This window comes from Gemmata obscuriglobus (assembly GCF_008065095.1).
GTDB classification, from domain to species: domain Bacteria; phylum Planctomycetota; class Planctomycetia; order Gemmatales; family Gemmataceae; genus Gemmata; species Gemmata obscuriglobus.
In genome coordinates this window covers 4,903,118-4,925,716 of the sequence record NZ_CP042911.1, presented here as the reverse complement: position 1 = coordinate 4,925,716, position 22,599 = coordinate 4,903,118, and the positions used below count along the sequence as shown (strand labels likewise).

The following is a 22,599-nucleotide window of genomic DNA, read 5'->3' as shown; positions in this document are numbered from 1 at the left end:
CACGATTCGCGCACCGACCCGGCTCCGCAAACGGCGAGGCGTTCGGGCGCTAGGCGTGTGCGTCGAGTACCGCTCGCACCTTGCGGGCCAGCCCGATCGGCGAGAACGGCTTCTGGATGAACGCCTCGCCCGATCCGAACGCCCCGTCCGGCACCACCGCTTCGTCGGTGTACCCGCTCATGAACAGGATCTTCACGTCCGGGCGGACCGCCCGGAGCGCGTCGCCGAGTTCCCGGCCGCCCGCGTTCGGCATCACCACGTCGGTCACCAGCAGGTCGATGCGGCCCGGGTGCGCCGCGGCCACTTTCAGGGCCTCTGCCGCGCCGCCGGCGCTCAGCACCGTGTACCCCTGCACGTCCAGCGCGAGGCGGGCGATGTTGCGCACCGGGTCCTCGTCCTCGACCAGCAGGATCGTTTCGCTCCCGCCGGTCGGGACCGGGGCGGGAGCGGGGGCGGGCGCGTCCCGGGAGGTGCCCGCGGGGAACAGCATGACGAACGCGGTGCCCGCCCCGGGGGGGCACTCCAACGCGATGTGCCCGCCCGCCTGCTTCACCACGCCGTGAACCACTGCGAGCCCCAGCCCGGTGCCCTTGCCCACCCCTTTGGTGGTGAAGAACGGCTCGAAGATGTGCGGGCGCACGTCCTCGGGGACCCCGGCCCCCGTGTCGGCCACGGTGAACCGCACGTACCGCCCGGGGCGCAGGTCCGGCTGCGCCGCCGTGTCGGCCGCGCGCACCTCCACGTTGCGGGTTTCCAGCGTCAGCCGCCCGCCCCCCGGCATCGCGTCCCGGGCGTTCACCGCGAGGTTGATGATCACCTGCTCGATCTGCCCCAGGTCCGCGGTCACCGGCGCCAGGTGCGGGTCCAGCGCGAGCGCCAGGGCGATGTCCTCGCCGATCAGCCGCCGCAGCAGCTTGCCGATGTGTGTGACCACCGCGTTCAGGTCCAGCACCTTCGGCTCGACCATCGACCGGCGGCTGAACGCGAGCAACTGCTGGGTGAGCCGCGCGGCCCGCTCCCCGGCGTCCTGGATCGCCGCCAGCGGCTCCCACAGCGGCCCCCGCTCGGTGAGCCCGGCCAGGAGCAGGTCCGCGTACCCGTTGATGACGGTGAGCAGGTTGTTGAAGTCGTGCGCCACCCCGCCCGCCAGCCGCCCGATCGCCTCCAGCTTGGTGCCCTCGCGCAGCTTCTCGTCGAGCCGGGCCTTCTCGTCCTCCTGCCGGCGCCGGGCGGTGATGTCGCGGAACACCAGCACCGCGCCGTCCACCGCCCCGCGGTCGTCGAGGATCGGGGCGGCGCAGTCGTCGATCGGGCACTCGCCCCCGGTGCGCGCGGTGAGCACCGTGTGGTTCGCCAGCCCCACCACCCGGCCCTCGCGCAGCACCCGGTCGACGGGGTTCTCGACCGGCAGCCGGGTGCCCTCGTTGCAGATCACGAACACGTCGCGGAGCGCGCGCCCGGCGGCCTCCGCCAGCGGCCACCCGGTGAGCCGCTCGGCCACCGGGTTGAGGAACGTGACCGCGCCGGTCCGGTCGGTCGCGATGACCCCGTCGCCGATGCTGGCGAGCGTGGTCGCGTACCGGCGCTCGCTGGCCCGCAGCCGGCGCTCGGCCGCGTGCTTGTACAGGGCCATCTCGATGACGGTCCGCAGCTCCCGCTCCTGGAACGGCTTGAGCAGGTACCCGTACGGCTCGACCACCCGCGCCCGGCTCAGGGTCTCGTCGTCCGAGTGGGCGGTCAGGAACACGACCGGGACGAAGTGCTCGGCGCGGAGCCGGTCGGCGGCGGCGATCCCGTCGAGGTCGCCCCGCAGCCGGATGTCCATGAGGACCAGGTCGGGCGCCCGCTCGCCGGCGAGTCGCAGCGCGTCGGCGCCGGTGGCGACCGACCCGACGACCTCGTACCCGAGGGCGGTGAGCCGCAGCTCCAGGTCCGCCGCGGGGATGCGCTCGTCTTCGACAATCAGTATCCGGTGGGGCATGAGTGACCCGGGGCGTTACGCGAAGGAGATCAGGAACGCGGTCCCCCCGGACCGCTCGACGGACAGGTGCCCGCCCAACTGCTCGGTCAGGATGCCGACCAGCCGCAGCCCCAGGGACGGGGCGCGGTCGGCCGCGAAGTCGGGCGGCAGCCCCGCCCCGTCGTCCGACAGGGCCAGCGCGAACCGGCCGCCCGCCGTGCGGAGGGCCACACGGACGGTGCCGCCGCGCCCGTCCGGGAACGCGTACTTGAGCGCGTTCGACACCACCTCGTTGACGATCAGCCCGCACGGGATGGTCTTGTCCAGCGGCAGCGGGTCCGGGTCGATGTCCAGCTCGAGCCGCACCCGGGCCGCGTCCACCCCGTACACGCGGAACAGGTACGAGCACAGCTCCCCGAAGTACCGCCCGGGGTTCACGCGGGCCAGGTCGTCGGACCGGTACAGGGCCTCGTGGACGAGGGCCATCGCGCGGACCCGGTTCTGGCTCTCCGCGAGCACCGCCGCGGCGGCCGGGTGGGTGACCCGGGCCGCCTGCAGGTGCAGCAAACTGGAGACCACTTGCAGGTTGTTCTTCACCCGGTGGTGGATCTCCTTGAGCATCGCCTCCTTCTCGCGGAGCGACGCGAGCGTCCGCTCGTCGGCCCGCTTGCGGGCCGTGATGTCGTAGCTGACGCCGGCGAGCCGGGCCGGCCGGTCGCCGGCCCCGGGCACCGGCGCGCCGGTGCCGCGGACCCAGCGCTCGCCGGCGTCGGGCCGGCAGATCCGGAACTCGATGTCGACGTCCGCGCCGGCCCGCGCGCCGGCGAGCGCCTGTTGGACGCCGGCCCGGTCCTCCGGGTGGACCCGGGACAGGAAGGTCTCCAGCCGGCCGTCGAACTCGCCCGGGGCGAACCCGAACAGGGACCGCTCGCGCTCGTCCCAGGTGAGCCGGGGCGGGTCCAGCTCCCACTCCCAGGTGCCCATGCGGCCGGCGTCCAGGGCGAGCCGCAGCGACTGCTCCTTGAGCCGCAAGGCTTCCTGGGTCAGCGCCTGCTCGGTCACGTCCTGCGCCATCGACAGGATGCCGAGGAAGGTGCCGTCGGGGCGGCGCAGCGGGGTGTTGTACCACTCGCACAGGATGACCGCGCCGGACCGGGTCACGTTGCGGTTGACGCTCCGCGCGGCCACGTCCCCGGCGAGCAGCCGGTCGCGGACCGCGGCCACGTGGGCGCGGGCGTCGGGCGGCACCAGGTCCATGAGGGGGCGGCCGAGGATCTCGTCGCGGGTGTACCCGAAGATCGCTTCGGCGGCCGGGTTCCAGTCGGCGTACCGCAGCTCCGCGTCGTACAGCACGTAGGCCAGCGGCAGCCGCTCGATGTGGAGCTGGAGCCGGGCCAGCAGCTCGTCCCGCTCGGCCTCGGCCCGCTTGCGGGCGGTGACGTCGGTGTTGGTGCCGCTCAGCAGCAGCGGCGCCCCGTCCGGGGTCCGCTCGACCACCGCGCCCCGGCTCAGCACCCACACCCACGAGCCGTCCGCGTGCCGCATCCGGAACTCGACCGCGTACCCGCTGGAGCCGGGGGAGGCGAGGGCGCTCCGGATGCTCGCGAGCGCGGGGGCGAAATCGTCGGGGTGGCACAGCTCCTCCCACAGCTCCCGGGTCATCGGCACCGGCTCGCGGCCGAGCATCTCGTACCACCGGGGGCTGTAGTACGACTCGCCCGTTCGGTAGTTCCGCTCCCACACGGCATCGCTAGTGGCGCTGATGGCCAGGGTCAGCCGGCGCTCGCTCTCCCGGAGCGCGTCCTCGGCCCGCTTCCGGTCGGTGATGTCGAGCACCGAGCCGATGTACCCGAGTAACGCGCCGCCCGCCCCGCGCCGCGGCGCGGCCGAGTCGAGCACCCACCGGTACGCGCCGCCCCGGTCCCGCAGCCGGTAATCGGCGGCGAACCGCGCGCCGGTCGCGTTGGCCGCCAGGAACGCCCGCTCCACCCCCCCGCGGTCGTCCGGGTGGACGGCGTCGAGCCAGCCGAACCCGTGCCCCGCGCCGCGCGCCTGCCCGGTGAACTCGTACCACGACTGACTCAGGAACGAACACCGCCCGTCGGCCTCAGTCACCCACACCATGACCGGGGCGTGGTCGGCCATGTTGCGGAACCGCTCCTCGCTCTCCCGGAGCGCGTCCTCGGCCCGCTTCCGGTCGGTGATGTCGAGCGCGGTGCCCACCATCCGGACCGCGGTCCCGTCCGCGGCGTACCGGAACTCGCCGCTCCCGAGCACCCACCGCACCGACCCGTCCGGGAGCGCCACCCGGGCCTCGCTCGTGAACGGGCGGCGGGCCTCCTGTGCCGCCCGCATCAGGGTCTCGACGTGGCCCCGGTCGTCCGGGTGCAGCCGGTCCATGAAGTGGTGGAACCGCACGGGGAAGCGGTCACCAGGCGGGTACCCGAGCAACTCGTAGTGCGTGTCCGACCACACCCCCCGGCCGGCCCGCAGGTCCCAGTCGAACGTGCCCATCCGGGCCGCCGCCAGCGCGAGCCGGAGCCGCTCCTCGCTGGCCCGCAGCGCGTCCTCCGCCTCGTGGGCCTCGGTCACGTCCAAAACGGCCCCGATGGTGCGGTCCGGTCGGCGGCCCGCCCCGGTTCCGGCGAACGTGGTCTGCGCGCTGCCCCGGACCCAGCGCACCCGGCCGTCGGGGCGAACGATCCGGTACTCGCACGAGAACATTCCGTTCCCGGCCGGGTCGTGGGCCCGGGCGACCGCCCCGACCAGCGCCTCCCGGTCGTCCGGGTGTACCCGCTCCGTGACGACGCCCAGGTCCGGCTCCCGGTCCGTCGGCCAGTCGTGGATCTCGCACGCCCGCGGGGACCAGTACAGGCTCCCGGTCCGGTGGTCGTGGTCGAACACCCCGAACCCGGTCAGCCGCGCCGCCTGCCGGAGCCGCTCTTCGTTTTGCCGCAGGGCGTCCTCGGCCCGCTTCCGGTCGGTGACATCTTGAACGAACCCTTCGAGGTAACAAACGGCCCCGTCCGGGCCGCTCACCGCCCGCGCGTCCAACCGAACCCAGATCGGGGTCCCGTCCCGGCGCCGCCCCTCGCACTCGAAGCCGGACACCTCGCCGCTCGCGCTCAGCCGCCGGAGGAACTCGGCCCGGTCCCGCGGGTCCGCGTACAACTGGGCGCTGATGTCGGTCACGCCGGCGATGAGGTCCGCGGCCGAGGCGTACCCGAAGAGGCGAGCGAGGGCCGCGTTCGCCGCCAGGTACCGGCCCGCGCGGGTGGACCGGAACACGCCGATCACGGCCCGCTCGAACAGGTTCGTGTACTCCTCGGAGATGCGCCGCCGCTCGTCCTCGGCGCGCTTGCGGTCCGTCACGTCGAACGCGGCCAGCGCGACCCGCTCGACCGGAGCGCCGGCTCGCACCGGGACGGGCGAGAGGGTCCCGGTGTAGGTGCGCGGCTCGCCGCGGCCGTCCGGGGCCGTAAAGTGCAGGGCGGTGACCGCGCGGCCGGTTTCGAACACGGTGGCCGTGGCCTTCGCGATCGGACCGCGGTCCGCTTCGACCAGGAAGTCGATGAGCCGGCGCCCCAGCACATCCGACGGTGCGCGCCCGGCCGACGTGCGGGTCACGTACTGAACGACCCCGGCGCGGTCCAGTTCGATGATGTGAACGTGAGCGTTGGTCGTCAGCGCTTCCAGCCGCGCGGCCTGCGCCCGCACCTGCTCCTCGACCCGCTTCTCGGCCGTCACGTCGGTCAGGAGCCCGTTCCACACGACCCCACCGGTGCCTTCGGCCGGCGCCGGAACCGCGCGCCCGCGGACCCACTTCACGGCCCCGTCCCGGGCGGCGACGCGGAACTCCGCGGCCCACGGCGAACCGGCCTTCTGGGCGACGGCGAAGGACGCCGGTATCGCCGACCGGTCGTCCGGGTGGACCGCCCCCCAGAGGCGTTGCGGGTCGGCCTCGACCTCGGCCGGTTTGGCCCCGATCAGGTCACGGACCCCGGCGCTCACGAACGCGAACCGTTCGGTTCCGCCGGAGGGCTGGACGTACTGGAACACCACCCCGGGCACCACATCGGCGACCTGATCGAACCGCCGCCGGGCGTGCATCAGCGCGGACTCGGCCCGGTGCCGCTTGGCCCGCTCGTGGGCCAGGGCCAGAACGGCGCGGGCGTCGCCGGGGGCGTCCCCGCGGAGCCAGGACGCGAGCCAGGTGAGCGCGAACCGGAACGGGCGGCGCCGGGGAAGGCCGATCCGGAACGCCGCGCCCGTTTCCGAGGGCTCCCGCTCCACTCGGGCCGCCGCCAGTCCGAAATAGAGCGGCAGCGCGCCGAGCGCCCGCCCGACGACATCCCAAAACTGGTCCGGCGGGCGCTTGCGGCCCGTGCGCGGGGTGATCGTGAGAAGGAGCTCGCGCTCCCCGATTCTCGTCAGGTGTGCGTCGAGGCACGGGAACAGGTGCTTCGCGGCCCCGTCCCGCGGTTCGGCGAGCCACTCGTAGTAACGGGCCGGGTTCGCCCGCCGCCCGGCGGTCAGCAGTAGCGGACGCAGGTAGGGCGAGTCGCCGAGCGCCGCACCTAACTCCGCGGCCCGTTCGGAAGTCAATTCGGCCGAACAGTTTCGGACGAACGCCAGGAACTCATCCCACGAAATCATGCCGGCCGGGTCGAGCAGGTCGCTGAGCGTTCGGCTGAGCCCGCGAGTGAGCGGTTCGGTCGGGCGCCCCCGGCGCCGGATGTGAGCGAGCACGCCGCCCACGACCCGGCACGACACGTCTTCCGGAGCGTGGACAACGGTGGACATTGAGACTTAAAACCGCGATGACCCGGCTTACACGACACCGGCGGGTTCGTGCGCTGCAGGTGCGAATGGGGTTATTGTAGCAGTCGAGCCGTGGGCTCATGGAACAGAAACGTGCGAGGCCGGCGGCTTTCGTACCGTCGTGTCGGCGAACGCACGATTCTGCTGGGAGCGTTTTCGTAACGGGGACTACTTGGTTCCAATCGCCCAGAGGTGTCCGTACCCGCGGAAGTAGATCCGCCCGTCGGCGATCGCCGGACCGGCGAAGATCTTGTCCGGCAGGGCGTTGGTCGCCAGCTTCTTGAAGTCCTTGCCGGCCGCGACCACGTCTGTAACCCCTTCCTGCGACGTGACGTACACCTTGCCGTCGCCCGCCACCAGGTTGGCCCAGTGCGACCCCTTCGACAAGTTCTCCCTGTAAAGGACCTTGCCGGTTTTGGCATCCAGCGCCCAGAACGGGCCGTGCCCGGTGATGTACACGATGTCGTCGATCCGCACCGGGGCCACCACGTCCGGCGTGCGGAAGTTGGCGCTCGCCGGGACCCGCCACAGTTCCGCCTTGTTGTCCGGGGTGATTTCACCCTTCGCACCCACGGGGTTGATCCCCACCGTCGGGCCGTCCTTGCAGGACGGAACCACGATCAGGTCCGGGGTGACCAGCGGGTTGGACACGAACCGCCACGCGCCGCTGGCGTTCGGGTTCAGCCCGGTGACGCGCCACACCTCCGATCCGTCGTCGAGATTGTGCGCGGTGCAAAAGTCGTTGCCGTGCGCGATCAGGAGCGGCCCCCCCTCGCCCTCCCAGATGCAGGCGGACGCGTACACATCGGGGCTCTCGCCCTTGCTGTAACCCGGGCGGTCCTTTTTCCAAACTTCTTTACCCGTTGCGGCGTCGAGCGCGACGACGAGTTGCGCGCCGCGGTGCATCACTTGCAAGTACAACTTGTCTTTGTACAGCACAGGGGTCCAGTGAATGCCGAACTGAATGCGGAACTTGCCGTATTTCTGGAGGTCCTCTTTCCACACCTCCTTACCGTCGGTGGTGAAGCAGGCGAGCGAGCCGTTGCCGGCGAACGCCCACACGTGCTTGCCATCTGTCGAGCAGGAGGCGGACGCGTCCGACGCGTCGGCCCCGGACGGGTTCTTGTACCGGGTCGCCCCCGTCGAGGAGACCGGCCGCCGCCACTTCTCTTTACCGTCGGTGCCGGCGCAGAGCAGGACGATGTCGTCGCCCGCGACGGACGTGAGGAAGATCTGGTTGCCCCACACGACGGGTGTGCTGGCGCCCATACCGGGCATCGGCAGCTTCCACACGACGTTCTTGTCGGCGCCCCATTCGGTCGGCAGGTTCGTCTCGGTGGAGCGGCCGTCGTTCTTCAGCCCGCGCCACTGGGGCCAGTTGTCGGCGCTGGCACCCGCCGCACACGCAGCGGCGACGAATGCGGAAAGGAGGAGTCTGTGATTCACGGTGGGGATACCTCGGCGCGGGAGTTTGTGGCAGGCTTGGAAAGAGGGTACCGAAATCGGCCCGGCACCGCAACGCGCCCGCGTTCAAGACCCGCAAACGTTGGAGGGCGGTTGGCGATGCGGCCTCGGTCTGGACCGTTCGCGCCGGGCGCGTGCCCGCTTCCCGGCGCTGTAACGGGGGTTACAGTGCCGACTGGTGGACTCCGACAGGCCTGCGACGGGACACCTGCTGGTGCGAGAACTGGTCACGGACTGGCGATTCGCTGGGTGATCGCTACCACCGAATCACGCCCTCCGAGCCCCAGTTTGCCCCGCCGGAACGAGCCGAGGTCGGCCCCGGCGGCGTTCGAGTGATGTGGTGTAAAATTTTGTGCTGAATTTAGTTAAGGCTGATTGGCGTGGCTTGAGGAGCGTCGCGTCGGACACGGGATCGCGGTTCCGATTCGTTTCGTGGACCACGATTCGGACGTATTGGAAGTGCCGCGAGACGGAAATTGAGGTTGGAACGGGGCGTTGTGCGAAGCCGAATGCAAGCGGCGCCCGGCCTGCCAGAGTGGTATACAACAGCCCGTGAAGTTCAAGCTCAACCGAGTGGGGGCGTACCGTGGGCGTCGTGGTTCAGAAGTTCGGCGGTTCGAGTGTTAAGGACGCCGAGAGCGTGATGGAAGCGGCGCGCAAGGCGATCCGGGCCAAACACGCTGGCAACAGCGTGATTGTGGTGGTGTCCGCGCAGGGCAGCACCACCGACGACCTGATCGCGAAGGCCGCGGAGATCACCTCCGAGCCGTCGGCCCGCGAAATGGACATGCTGCTCGCCACGGGGGAGCAGATCAGCATCGCCCTCACCGCGATGGCGATTCAGGAACTCGGCGAGCGGGCGGTCAGCTTCACCGGCCCGCAGGTGGGCATCGTCACGGACAGCACCCACCGCAAAGCCCGCATCAAGAAGATCGACACGCAGCGGCTCTGCGAGGCGCTCGACAGCGGGCACATTGTCGTGCTGGCCGGGTTCCAGGGGATCGACGAGCAGGGCGACATCTCCACCCTGGGCCGCGGCGGCAGCGACACCACCGCCGTGGCGGTGGCGGCGGCGGTCAAGCTCGCGGGTTACGAGGTGGAGTGCGAGATCTACACCGACGTGGACGGCGTGTACACCACCGACCCGCGGATCGTGCCCGACGCCCGCAAGATGGACGCCATCAGCTACGACGAGATGCTGGAGATGGCCAGCATGGGCGCCGGGGTGATGCACTCGCGGTCCATCGAGTTCGCGAAGAAGTTCGACGTGCCGCTGATGGTGCGGAACGCGAAGTCCGACGCCGTCGGGACCTGGATCATGCCCGAGGCGCCGTGGATGAGCGAGATCCCGGCCTGCGGGGTCGCTCTGGCGGCCGACGAGTCGCGCCTGCTGCTCGAAGGCGTGCCCGACCGGCCGGGGGTGAGCCACCGCATCTTCGCCGCGCTGGCGGACGCCAACATCGCGGTGGACATGATCGCACAGAGCGTCGGGATCGGGGGCAAGGCGACCATCGGGTTCACCGTGCTGAACACCGAACTGGACCGCACGAAGAAGATCCTGGGGCCGATCGTGGGCGAACTCGGGGCGACGCTCAACGAGACCGGCAAGGTGAGCAAGGTGTCGGTGGTGGGGGCCGGGATGCGGGCGATTTCGGGCGTCGCCGAGCGCATGTTTCAGGCGCTGGCGGCCGAGGGCGTGAACCTCAAGATGATCACCACCGGCGACATCAAGATCAGCGTGCTGGTGGAGGAGGACGGCGCGGCCGAGTCGGCGGTGATCGAACCGGGGCCGGCCGAGCCGATCAAGAAGGCGCACTTGGAGAGCAAGAAGGCGGTCCGCGGGCGCCGGGCCTTGCGGGCGGTCCACGCGGCGTTCGCGCTGGCGCAGCCGCGCAAAGGCGCGGGGGCGCAGCCGGCAGCGCACGGCGAATTTAAGCCGCGGCTCGTCCCGCTCGTGCTGCCCGCGAAGACCGAGCGCGAGGCGGCCATCGCCCGGCTCGCCGGGATGGAAGACGTGCTCGTGAGCGGCGTGCAACTCAACAACGAGCAGAGCCGCATCACCATTTACGACCTGCCGGACCAACCCGGGAACTGCTCGAAGGTGTTCAACGCGGTCGCGACCGGCGGCATCCTGGTGGACATGATCGTCCAGAACCAGAGCGGCCCGGCGAAGGCGGAGCTGTCGTTCACCGTGCCGCGCGCGGACCTGACCCGCGCCCTGAAGCGCACGCAGGACGTGGTGCGCGAGATCGACCCCGGGTGCCGGGTGGTCGGCGACGGCGACATCTCGGTGCTGTTCGTGCTCGGGGTCGGGATGCGTACCCACACCGGGGTGGCGAAGACGATGTTCGGCGCGCTGGCCGCGAAGGGCATCAACATCGCGATGATCAACACCAGTGAGGTGTGCGTCGGGGTGGTGGTGGAGCGCGCGCGCGGCGAGGAGGCGCTCGCGTGCCTGACCGAGGCATTCAAACTGGGGTGAGGCCGGAGCTGCACGGTCCGCCGGGGCTCGGTCCGTGAAAGGCGCCCGCGCTAATGAAAATCCGACAGGAATCATCCACCGACTGGGACACGATTCGCTCTCGGTTCCGAGAGCGAGATAACCCCGGTTCACATGGCGAGCCGGGTTCAATCCGGCGCGCGGCCCATGAGGTACGAGCGCAGCTCGATGAACACCTGCGTGCAGCGCTGGCGCCAGTTGCGGTCGGTGAGCAGCGCCGGGTGCGACGGGCGGAACAGAACGTGGACCGTGAGGCTGTTGTCCTTGGTCGGGTCCAGGTGGTGGAGGTGGAGTTCGACGTCGATGGGGCTGGCGGAGCGGCGCAGCCCGAGCCACGAGAGCGGGCCGCCGGTGGGCGTCTTGCGCCCGCCGAGGCGCACCTTGATCAGACCCGGGACGCTCTCGACCACCTCGCCGCCGGCGTCGTGAACGAACCCGCGGAGCTTCATGATCGCGATGCTTTCCGGCATCCACGCTTCCATGTGAAATGGGAGCGCGGCGTTGTCCCGCGACGTGCCCGTCTGGGTGAGCGCGGACGCCGGCGGCGGGGTCGCTACGACCGATGCGGACTGGGGAGGGAAGGTCAGCCCGGAGTGCGACGCCGGCGCCCGCAGCCCGCTGTGCGATTGCGGCGGGACCGAACTCCGGGCCTCCGCTTTCACCTGCGCGCGGTTCAGCGCGGTGTCGAACCGCTCGGCGAGTTCCCGGGCCGCCTGGGGGCGGTCGTCGGGGTCCTTCGCGAGGGTGTCGAACACCAGCTCTTCGATTTCCGTCGGCACCCACCCCGTCAGCCCGAGTTCGGCGAACGTGGGGGCGTACTCGGTGGCGTGGGCCAGCAGGATGTCCATGCTGGTCGGCCCGTTGAACGGGAGCCGACCGGTGAGCAGCTCGTACATCATGACGCCGACGCTGTACAGGTCGCCGCGGTGGTCCATTTCCTCGCCGCGCACCTGCTCGGGGCAGATGTAGCCGGGGGTGCCGACCGCGAAATCGACGTTCGTGTCGGTCACCTTGCGGGTGGTCGGCTCGCCCTCGATCAGCTTCGCAAGACCGAAGTCCATGACCTTGATGCGCTCGCGCGGGGTGTCGGCGTCGACCACCATGAGGTTCGCGGGCTTCAGATCGCGGTGGATGATGCCCTCGTCATGGGCCGCCTGGAGGACCTCGCACAACTCACCGATGATCCGCCCCACGCGCGGGGCGCTCATGCGCTTGTTTTTGAGCAGCAGCGACTCGAGGTTCACACCCTTAACGTACTCCATGATGATGCACGGCCCGAGCGGGTCGTCGAGCGTGGCATCATAGAGGGTGACGGCGCCGGGGTGCTGGAACCGGGCCATCAGCAGGGTTTCGCGCAGGAAGCGGTCGCGGAATTTGGGGTCGGCGGCGATCTGCTCGTGCATGACCTTGACGACCACCTCTCGGCCCAGATCGAGCTGGCGCGCGAGGTACACCCTGCCCATGCCGCCCTCGCCGAGCTGCCGCCTCGTTTCGTACCGACCCATGAATACGCGGCCGATCATGAAATTTCGCTCGCTCGGCTCCCCGGCGGGGTGGGTTGGGGCGCCCAACTCTAGGTCGAAAAAACGCCACAATCCAACGCGGGCGGCGCATCCGTAGTGGCGCGCGTTCGCGCCAGTGACGAAAAATGAGATTAAGGCGTAGACGGGAGCGCGCGAAATGTTCGGTATGTCGGGAAAATACGAGGCGGATAGGGCGTTGAGGTTCCAACCGCTCGGAACATCGGCGGCGGCGAGCCGCCGCGCTGGGAATCGGCTGGCGCCTGCGGTAGACTGGCTCCCGCCTGCCGACCCCTGCCGAACTCCTCCAGTCCCTCTCCGGAGCTTCGCCTATGCCACGGTTCGTATGTCTCGTCGCGTTACTCTTGCTCGGGGCGCCCGTGTCCGCACAGCCGAAGGGCGGACCGCTTTCGCCCGACGACGCGCTGAAAGCACTAAAAGTCGCAGATGGTTTCCAGGTGGAGTTGTTCGCGGCCGAGCCGATGCTGATCAACCCCACCTCCATTGATGTGGACCACAAAGGGCGGGTGTGGGTCGCTGAGGCCGTCAACTACCGGCGCAAGAACTTCGGGCGGCCGATCATTCGCAAGGAGGGCGACCGCATTCAGGTGCTGGTGGACGAGAAGGGCGAAGGTAAGGCGTCGAAGGCGGTCACGTTCTACCAGGGCGAGGAGCTTTACGGCCCGCTCGGCGTGTGCGTGCTCCCGTATGCGGACGGTAAGGGGCAGAAGGTGTTCGTGTGTCAGTCGCCGGACATTCTCGTGTTCGAGGATAAGGACGGCGACCTGAAGGCCGACGGCGCGCCGAAGAAGTTTCTCACCGGGTTCGGCGGGTTCGACCACGACCACGGCGTCCACGGCATCAACATCGGCCCCGACGGGAAACTGTACTTCACGGTCGGCGACAGCGGCGTCACCGGTCTGCAATCGGCCGATGGTAAGGGCAAGAAGTGGGTGTCCAATACCACCGACGTGCAAAAAGGCACGGTCTGGCGCTGCGACACAGACGGCACCAACCTGGAACTCATCGCGCACAACTTCCGGAACAATTACGAAGCCTGCGTGGACAGTTTCGGCGAGGTGTGGCTCTCCGACAACGACGACGACGGCAACCAGCAGACGCGCATCTGCTTCGTGATGCCCGGCGGGAACTACGGGTACGGCCCGCGCGGCCCCGGTCAATCGCACTGGCATGAAGAACAACCTGGGATTGTCCACAAGACGCTCCGAACCGGGTTCGGCAGCCCAACCGGGATCACGTTCTACGAAGGCGACCTCTTCGCCAAGAAGTACCGCGGTTCGCTGCTCCACTGCGACGCCGGGCCGCGCGAGGTGCGGTGGTTCCATCGCAAGCCGAAGGGGGCCGGGTACGAGCTTGAAAAGGAGATCCTGCTCACCAGCAGCGACAACTGGTTCCGCCCGTCGGACGTATGCGTGGCGCCGGACGGCAGCATCATCGTGGCCGACTGGTACGACCGCGGCGTCGGCGGGCACGGGATGGGCGACCCGACCGACGGCCGCATCTACCGCATCACCCCGAAGGGCCACACGGGGTACAAGGTGCCCGAGGTGAAGCTCGATGCGAAAGAGGGCGTACTGGTGGCGTTCTCCTCACCCAACCTCGCGACCCGGTATGGGGCACTTGCGCACCTGAAGACGCGTGACGCGATCGATGCTTTCTCAGCTATGACCGATCTGTGGAAGGGGTTTCCAGACCTACGGGTGCGGGCGCGACTCCTCTGGCCGCTGTATTACACCGGGACGCCGCTGCAGATGTTCAAGAATTTTGTGCAGCCGATCGGCGGCCCTACCGTTCTCGTTGAGACGGCCGTCGGCAATGCCGACTTCGCAAACGCCATGAACCGCGCTCTTGCGGCCTCCACCGCTCATCGAAGGGATCGCCGCGGGGCGGTTGGAGTAGCCGGCGACTCGGCCGTCGCTGTCCGCCGCGACGTTCTACTTGAACTGAGACATGCCGACGCGCCGCACGCGCTCCTGCACTTCTACCGACTCGCCCATGAGTACGACGGCCAAGATCACTTCTATCGTGCCGCTCTCAACATCGCGTGCGGCACCGATCCGGTTCGGCGTGATGCGATCCTGGCCGATTTCGACAAGCACTTCCCGGAGTGGAACGACAAGGTCGCGGACCTCGTGTGGGAACTGCGGCCCAAGTCCGTGCTGCCACGACTCGGCAAACTCCTGAGCGACGGCAAGCTGACCGCGGCCCAAAAGTCGCGCATCGTGGACATCATCGCGTCCAATGACGACCCTTCCGCGGGTCAGGCGATGCTTGCGGTGCTGAAGTCGGACGCGGTGCCGGAAGTGAAGGGCCGTGCGGTCGAAAGTTTAAAGCTCTTCCTTCCCACCAAATGGAAAGCACTCCAGGGGAGCAAGGAACTAACGGAACAGGTCCGCTCCCTTCTCTCAGAGCCGAAGTCGCTGGGCACGGGCTTGCAACTGGCGGCGGCAATCGGGTCCGCGGATTACGTTAGTGCGGTGGCCGATATCGCGAAAAATAAGGATACCTCACTCGACCTACGGAAAGAGGCGGTTCGCGCGCTCGGGAAGATCAAGGACGATACGAGCGTGTCCGCGCTGATCGACATCGGTAGCCCGGAGAACCCGCTTTCGGTGGCGTGCGTGCAGGCGCTCGGCGAACTGCTTCCCAGCGGGCCGAAGCCATCCAAGCACACAGCGGTTGCGCTCGATGCGCTGGTGCGCGCGATCAACGCCGGCGACCGCGGCACCCCGGAACTGAAGTCGGCCGCCCTTACCGCTCTCGCTGGCAACCGGTCCGGTACGCAATGGCTCCTCGACACGCACCAGAAGGCCTCGTTACCGAAAGAGCTGGTGTCACAAGCGGGGCAACTGCTCCGCAACTCGCCGTTCCAGGGCGAGCGGAACCGGGCGCTGCTGCTGTTCCCGGCGCCCGCCAAGCTGAACCCCAAGAACCTCCCCGCCGTGGCCGATTTGGCGCGGCGCCAGGGCGACGCCGCCCGCGGCAAGGCCGTGTGGAACGCGAGCATCACTGGGACGGCGCAGTGCGCGAAGTGCCACATGGTGCGCGGCGTCGGCGGGCAGATCGGCCCCGACCTCTCGATGATCGGCAAGAAGGCCAGTCGCGAGAACCTGTATGAATCGCTCCTCAACCCGTCGAAAGCGATCGCCGATCAGTACATCCCCCACGCCGTCACCACCAACGCCGACGTGGTCGTGAGCGGGTTGCTGGTGGGCGATAGTGCCGACGCGATCACCCTTCGCGATGCGAACGGCAAGGACACTACCATCGCCAAGACGGACATCGACGGTGCGGTGCGCAAGCTCAAGAACTCGTTGATGCCGGACGACATCGTCACCGCGCTCAACGAAGAGGAACTGGTGGATCTCGTTGCCTATCTTGAGACGCTGAAGACGGCGGCGCTCACCCCGGACAGCTTCGCTGTTGCCGGTCCCTTTCCGGCGGAGAGCATGAACAAGGCGCTCGACACCGCTTTCGAACCGGAAGCGGCTGCGTTCGACCCGAAAGCGACCTGGACCATGAAGGGGGGCACGTCCATCGGTTGGAAGACGCTCCGGCCAGACGGGAAGGGCTATTTCGACCTCGCCGGGACGCACGGCCGCGCGGGACTCAACTCCGCGTCCTACATGTACGTTGAAGTGGACTCGCCGGCGGAGCAGGGTGCCGAGGTGCTGCTCGGGCCGGACGACGGGGCGAAACTCTGGCTGAACGGGAAAGAGGTGTTCACCTCACGCGAGTCGAAGGCGGCATCACCAGAAGCGCACAAGTTCGCGGTGAAACTCGCGAAGGGTAAGAACGCCGTGCTCCTGAAGGTGGCCAACGGCAACAACCCGCACGGGTTCTATTTCAGCCTGACCTCCGCCGAGGAAGTGAAGGTCGTGCCGCGGAAGTAGCCCACTCGGGCCGCACCGACGGGCGCGGCCCTGCCTCTCCCGCTCTGTCTCTTTTGATCGGAGCTACTGTAATGCGTCTGGTTCATTTGACTGCGCTCGGTGCGCTGATTCTGGTGGGTGTCGCGACGGGCGCCGACGAAAAAACTGTCGTCGTCAAACTCAATAAGCTGTCGGCGCCAGCGCCGGCCGGCTGGAAGAGCGAAAAGCCGGCGAACCGGTTTCGCACCTACCAGTTCAAACTCCCGGGGGCGAAGGATCACCCCGAGGCCGAACTGTCGGTGATGAACGAGAGCCTGCCGGGTGCCGACAAGAACTTTCCCAAGTGGAAGAACACGTTCGCCGTGCCCGAAGGCAAGACCGCGGACGACATCAGCAAGACCGCGAAGTGGGAGGTCAAAGGTGCCACCGTCAACGTGCTCGACGTGACGGGCACGTGGAAGTACAAGGAGCGGCCGTTCGATCCCAAGTCGAAAGAGATGTTGCTCGAAGACTGGCGCGTGATCTGGGTGATCGTCGAGGAGAAAGATGCGAAAGGTGAGCCGCTCGAAACGCACCACCTGCGCCTGAGCGGCCCCTCGGTCACTATAGCCGAGCACGCCAAAGGGTTTGAGGCCTGGGTAAAAAGGTTCAAATTACCCAACCCCAATCCGTGCGCAGCCCTGGGGCTCTGAACCCGCCAGCGACTCCAGGTAGACTCGGCTGCGTGCTGCGGCTTGCAGCGGGTCTGTCGCACATTCGTCGAGTTCGATGACCCAGTCGGTCGGTTGGCTCAGTGCCCGCAAGGTTCGCGGAACATCGACCTGACCTTCGCCCAGGGCGACCATCGGTTGCCCGTGGACACACGGGCCGTCCTTCCAGTGGAGCGAACGCACCCGTGGCCCCAACTCCGTAACAACGGCGGCGGGGTCGGAACCGGCCGTCTGCGCCCAGTACACGTCGATCTGCCAGAACACGTCCGGGTGCAGGCCCTCATGCAGCAGCCGGATCGGGCGATCGCCGTCGAGCGGTTCGAACTCCCACCAGTGGTTGTGCACCCCGAACTTCAATCCGTGGTCTCCAGCCACGGTAGCGGCCGCGTTGCAGGCACCGATGAGGTCCTTCACGCCGTTGAGGGAGTCGAACCGCGGGTCGCGGGGCCAGCCGTGCCAGATGACCTTCGAGCACCGGCACGCACGGGCGAGACTCGCCCAATAGTCGATCGTCTCTGACGTGAGCAGGTCGCCGTGGATCGAAGTGACGGCGAGCCCGTGGCGGTCGAGGGATTCGGCGAGGGAGGCCAGGGCCAGGCCCGGCGGCAGCCGGGCCAACTCGACGGCAGAGAAGCCCGCCGCCTTCACCGCGGCGAGCGCGCGGTCCGCGTCCGCGGCGAACGCGTCACGGACGGTCCAGAGCTGAAGGGCAACGGGTCGGCGCGCCATGAACCACACCATGTCCTTGTCGGCGCGGCCTCTTACGAGCCGGTCGGGAACCACACCTTGCTGACCCACAGCAGGACGCCGAGCAGCAGAACGCCGAGAGCGAGGCTCCCGCCGATCAGCCACTTCTCGGCCGGCAGCAGCGGCTCCGCTTCCACCTTCGCCAGTTCGCGAGCGGTGTCCGCGTCGGACGGACGGTTCTCCATTTCATTTCCCCCCCGCCGGGACCCCGTGGAAGAACAGCCACGAAATCGCCAGCCCGATCCAGATGACGAACCCGAACAGGCTGACCACGTACACCAGCGCCAGCCGCCCCAGCCCCTCCGCCCACAGCCGCCGCACGTTCGTCGCCAACCCGATGCTGAAGAACGTGAGCACGAAGAACAGCCGCCGGAACACGTCCGCCTGATCGGTCCCCTGCTTCAGCGCCGGGATGACGTGCGGGGCGATCAGCCCGGTCGCGAAGAATCCGCCGAACGTAAGAGCGTACCCGAACACGAACTTCGGGAACCGCTCCCAGATCTCCCGCAGCGGGAGCCCGCGGTTCTCTTCTCGCTTGTCGATCTTCCACGCCCAGACCACCGACAGTACAACCGCCCACACGCCGATGAACACGTCGATGAACACCTTTACCGTTGTCGTTGTCAGGGCCATCCACTTCCGCGCCGGGTCGTTCGGGTCCGGGAAGTACAGCCCGGCGGTCATCTCCCCGCTGGAGAAGGCCGCCCCGTCCGTTTTCACCGCGAGTCCCATCCACCCGGCCGCCACCATCGGGTCGTCCGGCAACAGCACGCGGGCCAGGCCCGGCAGAACCAGCATTTCAATGACCGCGAACACCACGACCAGGGACGACACCATCACCGGCACGATCGGCCGGGCGCGGATCGCCGCCCCGGTGGTGATCGCTGCCGTCACCCCACAAATGGAGATGCCGGAGGCGAGCGGGGCCGCCCACTCCCGGCTGAACCCGAACACCTTTCGCGCAAGGAGGTAGACCACCGCCCAGTAGATCAAGTACGCCTCGACGATCGCCGCCAGCCCGCGGAACAGGATCGCGGTCGCCCGCCCGGATTCTTCGGCGGCCTTCGCCCCGAGTACCGCCCCGTAGATCACGATCCCGGCCTTGATGAACAGTTCCGGGCGGGCCGCGTCTTTGAACCACGCCGCGGTCTGCGGTGCCAAGTTCCCGACCAGCAGGCCGCCGATCAGGGCGAGCAGGTACCCGGCTTCGCCGGTCAGCCCGAGCGACCACGACACGCCGGGCGGCAACTTGTTCGGGTTGGCCGCAATGTAGGCATTATGTCCCGCCGCCCAGCAGGCGAACGCCAGCACGAACAGCACGGCGAACCGCACGGCGAAGCGGTCGGGGGACGCCCGGAGGAACGCCGCGCCCGCGGACAGCACCCCGAGCAAGAAGACGAACGTGGCAGCCAGTGCGCCCGGCCCGGTGAGGGCTGCGAACGCCCGAGAGGACGGGGCGAGCGCCTGCGCGGGGGCGACCCATTCGTTGACCTTCACCGACCAGCCGAGCAGGTTCCACCCGGTGAGGGTGGCCAGACTGAGGCCGATGACCGCGACGCCGATCAGGACGGATAGCACGTCCTCGGAGCGGAACCAGGATTTCATGCCGTGGTCGAAGGTGTCGGAGGAAGGGGGCACTGGGTCCGGGCGGGAATAGCGACGATAGTTCTATCCCTGTGGCCGTGCGCCGTCCACGCACTGGCTCGGCGAGGCCAAGCGGACCGATATCCGAAGTGGCACTGAGCGCGACGGCTCCAAAGGCTCCAGCAGCTTACGGATGAGTGGTGAGTGAACCGTAAGCTCGCGATGCGGATTAGGTGATAAAATTCTCTAAGAAACTGTCGTGTAAAATCAAATTACCCCATTGGGCGAGTGCGGGTTTTGAAGTGTTGCGGCGGTGCGGACATTCAAAGAATCGACCGGTGGCGGCGCCGTTAGCCGATGAGGCTGGTCCGGGCGGCCCGGCGGTTGAAGTCGCCGGTTGTGCGCGTCGTACCTCCCGTTGCGTGCGTAAAATGAGGACGGTTCCTCACGCTCGGAGCAGATTTCGGGTCGCTTGGCAGGGAACCCGGGGGTAAACTGGTATATTTAGTCAGACCCGCCGCCGGTTCCCCACCCCGCAGACGAATCCGAGGCCAAACGGATGCGCTGGTTCCTCGCGCTGTGCGCTGCTTCGTGCGTCGTCGTTTCCGCCCGAGCCGCTGACCCTGCCAAACCGACCGCGGCCCAGCTCGAGTACTTCGAGGCGAAGGTTCGGCCGGTTCTGGCCGACCACTGCTACTCGTGCCACGGGCCGAAGAAGCAGAGCGCCGGGCTGCGCCTCGACACTTCGACCGGCATCAAGGCGGGCGCCGACGACGGCCCTGTGGTCGTCCCCGGGGACCCGGCGAAGAGCCGGCTCATCAAATCGGTGAAGCGCGAGAACGAGCTCGCCATGCCGCCGAAGAGTCCCCTCCCGGCGGAGGGGGTCGCGGTTCTCGTGGAGTGGGTCAAGAGCGGCGCGGCCCTCCCGGCCGAAACGGCGCAGGGGCCGGCGGTCGATCCGAAGAAGCACTGGGCGTTCCAGCCGGTGCGGGCGCCGCAGGTGCCCGCGGCGCCGAACCCGAAGGGCGAGAGCCGGAACGAGATCGATGCGTTCGTGGGGGCGAAGCTGGCCGAGAAGGGGCTGGCGCTCGCGCCGCGCGCCGACAAGCGGGCGCTGGTCCGCCGCGCGTACTTCGACCTGACCGGCCTGCCGCCGACGGCCGAGGAGGTCGAGGCGTTCGCGAAGGACGCCGCGCCCGACGCCTGGGCGCGGCTGGTCGATAAGCTGCTCGCCTCGCCGCGGTACGGCGAGCGCTGGGGCCGGTACTGGCTCGACGTGGCCCGGTACGCGGACTCGAAGGGGTACGACCTGACGCGCGAGCGGGCGTTCCCGTTCTCGTACACGTACCGCGACTACGTCGTCCGCTCGTTCAACGAGGACAAGCCCTACGACCGGTTCGTGACCGAGCAGCTCGCCGCCGACCTGCTGCCGCTCGGCGCGGACAAGCGCCCGCTGGCCGCGCTCGGGTTCCTCACCCTCGGGCGCCGGTTCCTCAACAACCAGCAGGACATCATCGACGACCGCATCGACGTGGTGACCCGGGGCTTCATGGGCCTCACGGTCACCTGCGCGCGGTGCCACGACCACAAGTACGACCCGATCCCGGCGAAGGACTACTACTCGCTGTACGGCGTGTTCGCGAGCACCAACGAGCCCGCCGAACTGCCCCTGATTGGGGACATGCCGCGGACGCCCGAGGTGATCGCGTTCGAGAAGGAGGTCGAGACCCGCGAGGCCGCGATCGTCGCCGAACGCGACAAGCGGCACGCGGCGACGGTCGCCAAGCTCCGCGAGCCGGCGGCGGTGGCCGAGTACCTCCTCGCCGTCCTCGACACCCGCGACGCGCGCGGCGAGGAGGTGCAGAACCTGTTGCGGCAGCGCGACCTCACCCGGCTCGTTTACGACCGCTGGCGCGAGTTCGTCGCGGCCGAGGTGAAGGCGAAGTCGGCGGTGTTCGCGCCGCTCCAGGCGCTCGCGGCGGTGCCCGAGAAGGACTTCGAGGCCAAGGCGCTCGCCGCCCTGCCGCAGAGCACGAACCCGCTCGTCGCGAAGGCGCTGACCGACGCCAAGCCCAAAACGCTGAAGGCGGCGGTGGACGTGTTCGCCAAGGCGCTGTGCGCGGCCCCGCCGGCCGGGACGCCGTCGAAGGAGCAGGCCGAGGTCGCCAAGGCTTTGGCGAAGGGCGGGCCGACGGACATCGCCCTGGCCGACGCCGAGAAGATCCAGAACCGCGCCGACCGCGACGCCATCGCCGCGATCCGCAAGAAGGTCGATACGTTCAAGGCGGCGAGCCCGCACGCCCCGCCGCGGGCGCACGTGCTGGCCGACAACGCGCAGCCCACGCAGCCGGTGGTGTTCCTGCGCGGCAACCCGGGCAACCGCGGGCCGCAGGTGCCCCGTCAGGCCCCGGAGATCGTCACCCCGAACCGCAAGCCCTTCACCCAGGGGAGCGGCCGGCTCGAGCTGGCGCGGGCGATCACCAGCCCCGAGAACCCGCTCACGGCGCGCGTGATGGTGAACCGCGTGTGGCTCGGGCACTTCGGGCACGGGCTGCTGCGCACGCCGTCGGACTTCGGGGTCCGGTCCGACCCGCCGTCGCACCCGGAGCTGCTCGATTACCTCGCGAGCACGTTCGTGCGCGAGGGGTGGAGCGTCAAGCGGCTGCACCGCGCGATCATGCTGTCGGCCACCTACCAGCAGTCGAGCGCCGTCACGCCCGAGATGTACAAGCTCGACCCCGAAAACCGGCTGCTCGCTCACCAGTACCGCCGCCGGCTCGACTTCGAGGCGCTGCGCGATTCCCTCCTCTCCGCCTCCGGGCGGCTCGACCTGACCGAGGGCGGCAAGCCGGTGGACCTGTTCAAGGCGCCGTTCTCCGCGCGGCGCACGGTGTACGGGCTGATCGACCGCACCAGCCTGCCGGGCACGTTCAAGGTGTTCGACGTGGCGAACCCGGACACGCACAGCCCGCAGCGGTTCCAGACCACCGTCCCGCAGCAGGCGCTGTTCCTGATGAACAGCCCGTTCGTGCAGGAACAGGCGAAATCGCTCGCGGCACGAAAGGAAGTGGCCGCCGCCAAGACCGCCGCCGCGAAGGTGACGGCGCTGTACCGGCTCGCCCTGAGCCGCAACCCGACGGCCGACGAGTTGGCCCTCGCGACCCGGTTCGTGGCCGGCGACGACCCCAAGAGCGCGTTCGGCGCGTGGCCGCAGCTCGCGCAGGTGCTGCTGCTCAGCAACGAGTTCGCGTTCGTGGATTGATTCAAATGCGGAACGCGGAATTCGGAGCGCGGAACGAAAGGCCGCCGCCGTGGTACCGCAACGCCTCCATAACCGGTGATCTATCATGGGCTTGAATCCCGCGCTCCGAATTCCGAATGCTGCCTTGTCCCGCCGCGA

At 68.8% G+C, this 22,599-nt stretch carries 11 protein-coding genes; 4 read left to right on the top strand and 7 right to left on the bottom strand.

What is annotated here, in order from left to right; translation table 11 throughout:
- Nucleotides 1–49: 49 nt before the first annotated feature.
- The 3 genes from GobsT_RS20335 to GobsT_RS20325 form a co-directional block, all read right to left on the bottom strand.
- A complete protein-coding gene (locus tag GobsT_RS20335) occupies nucleotides 50–1,981 on the bottom strand; it encodes a hybrid sensor histidine kinase/response regulator (protein ID WP_010038394.1) in 1,932 nt (643 codons plus the stop codon).
- Nucleotides 1,982–1,996: 15 nt separating this feature from the next.
- Complete coding sequence (locus GobsT_RS40545; RefSeq protein WP_085948039.1) at nucleotides 1,997–6,763, bottom strand: PAS domain-containing protein; 4,767 nt, start codon at nucleotides 6,761–6,763, stop codon at nucleotides 1,997–1,999.
- 186 nt (nucleotides 6,764–6,949) lie between these two features.
- Nucleotides 6,950–8,227 (bottom strand): outer membrane protein assembly factor BamB family protein, encoded by a 1,278-nt coding sequence (locus GobsT_RS20325; RefSeq protein WP_010038392.1) that lies wholly within the window; start codon nucleotides 8,225–8,227, stop codon nucleotides 6,950–6,952.
- Nucleotides 8,228–8,831: 604 nt separating this feature from the next.
- Between GobsT_RS20325 and GobsT_RS20320 the strand changes: the two genes are divergently transcribed.
- The gene (locus GobsT_RS20320; RefSeq protein ID WP_010038389.1) at nucleotides 8,832–10,727 is read left to right on the top strand and encodes an aspartate kinase; all 1,896 of its coding nucleotides are present in this window, start codon (nucleotides 8,832–8,834) and stop codon (nucleotides 10,725–10,727) included.
- Between the two features lie 146 nt (nucleotides 10,728–10,873).
- On the opposite strand, the gene GobsT_RS20315 is transcribed toward GobsT_RS20320, so the two are convergent.
- Nucleotides 10,874–12,268 (bottom strand): serine/threonine protein kinase, encoded by a 1,395-nt coding sequence (locus GobsT_RS20315; RefSeq protein WP_010038387.1) that lies wholly within the window; start codon nucleotides 12,266–12,268, stop codon nucleotides 10,874–10,876.
- A gap of 329 nt (nucleotides 12,269–12,597) precedes the next feature.
- Between GobsT_RS20315 and GobsT_RS20310 the strand changes: the two genes are divergently transcribed.
- Together GobsT_RS20310 and GobsT_RS20305 are read left to right on the top strand one after the other, a co-directional pair.
- The gene (locus GobsT_RS20310) at nucleotides 12,598–16,179 is read left to right on the top strand and encodes a PVC-type heme-binding CxxCH protein (RefSeq protein ID WP_109570970.1); all 3,582 of its coding nucleotides are present in this window, start codon (nucleotides 12,598–12,600) and stop codon (nucleotides 16,177–16,179) included.
- 71 nt (nucleotides 16,180–16,250) lie between these two features.
- Nucleotides 16,251–16,850 carry a hypothetical protein gene (locus GobsT_RS20305; protein WP_010039849.1) on the top strand — a complete coding sequence of 200 codons (600 nt, stop codon included), beginning with the start codon at nucleotides 16,251–16,253 and terminating at the stop codon, nucleotides 16,848–16,850.
- Here GobsT_RS20305 and GobsT_RS20300 read toward each other — a convergent pair.
- The 3 genes from GobsT_RS20300 to GobsT_RS20295 are packed head-to-tail and all read right to left on the bottom strand — an operon-like array spanning nucleotide 16,812 to nucleotide 19,220.
- Complete coding sequence (locus tag GobsT_RS20300) at nucleotides 16,812–17,597, bottom strand: sugar phosphate isomerase/epimerase family protein (RefSeq protein ID WP_162542144.1); 786 nt, start codon at nucleotides 17,595–17,597, stop codon at nucleotides 16,812–16,814. The genes GobsT_RS20305 and GobsT_RS20300 overlap by 39 nt on opposite strands.
- Before the next feature lie 32 nt (nucleotides 17,598–17,629).
- The gene (locus GobsT_RS37940; protein WP_010039847.1) at nucleotides 17,630–17,800 is read right to left on the bottom strand and encodes a hypothetical protein; all 171 of its coding nucleotides are present in this window, start codon (nucleotides 17,798–17,800) and stop codon (nucleotides 17,630–17,632) included.
- Between the two features lies 1 nt (nucleotide 17,801).
- Nucleotides 17,802–19,220: a putative sulfate exporter family transporter gene (locus GobsT_RS20295; protein WP_010039844.1), complete on the bottom strand. Its 1,419-nt coding sequence runs from the start codon at nucleotides 19,218–19,220 to the stop codon at nucleotides 17,802–17,804.
- Nucleotides 19,221–19,758: 538 nt separating this feature from the next.
- Here GobsT_RS20295 and GobsT_RS20290 point away from each other — a divergent pair.
- Nucleotides 19,759–22,461: a PSD1 and planctomycete cytochrome C domain-containing protein gene (locus GobsT_RS20290; protein ID WP_010039842.1), complete on the top strand. Its 2,703-nt coding sequence runs from the start codon at nucleotides 19,759–19,761 to the stop codon at nucleotides 22,459–22,461.
- Nucleotides 22,462–22,599 lie beyond the last annotated feature (138 nt).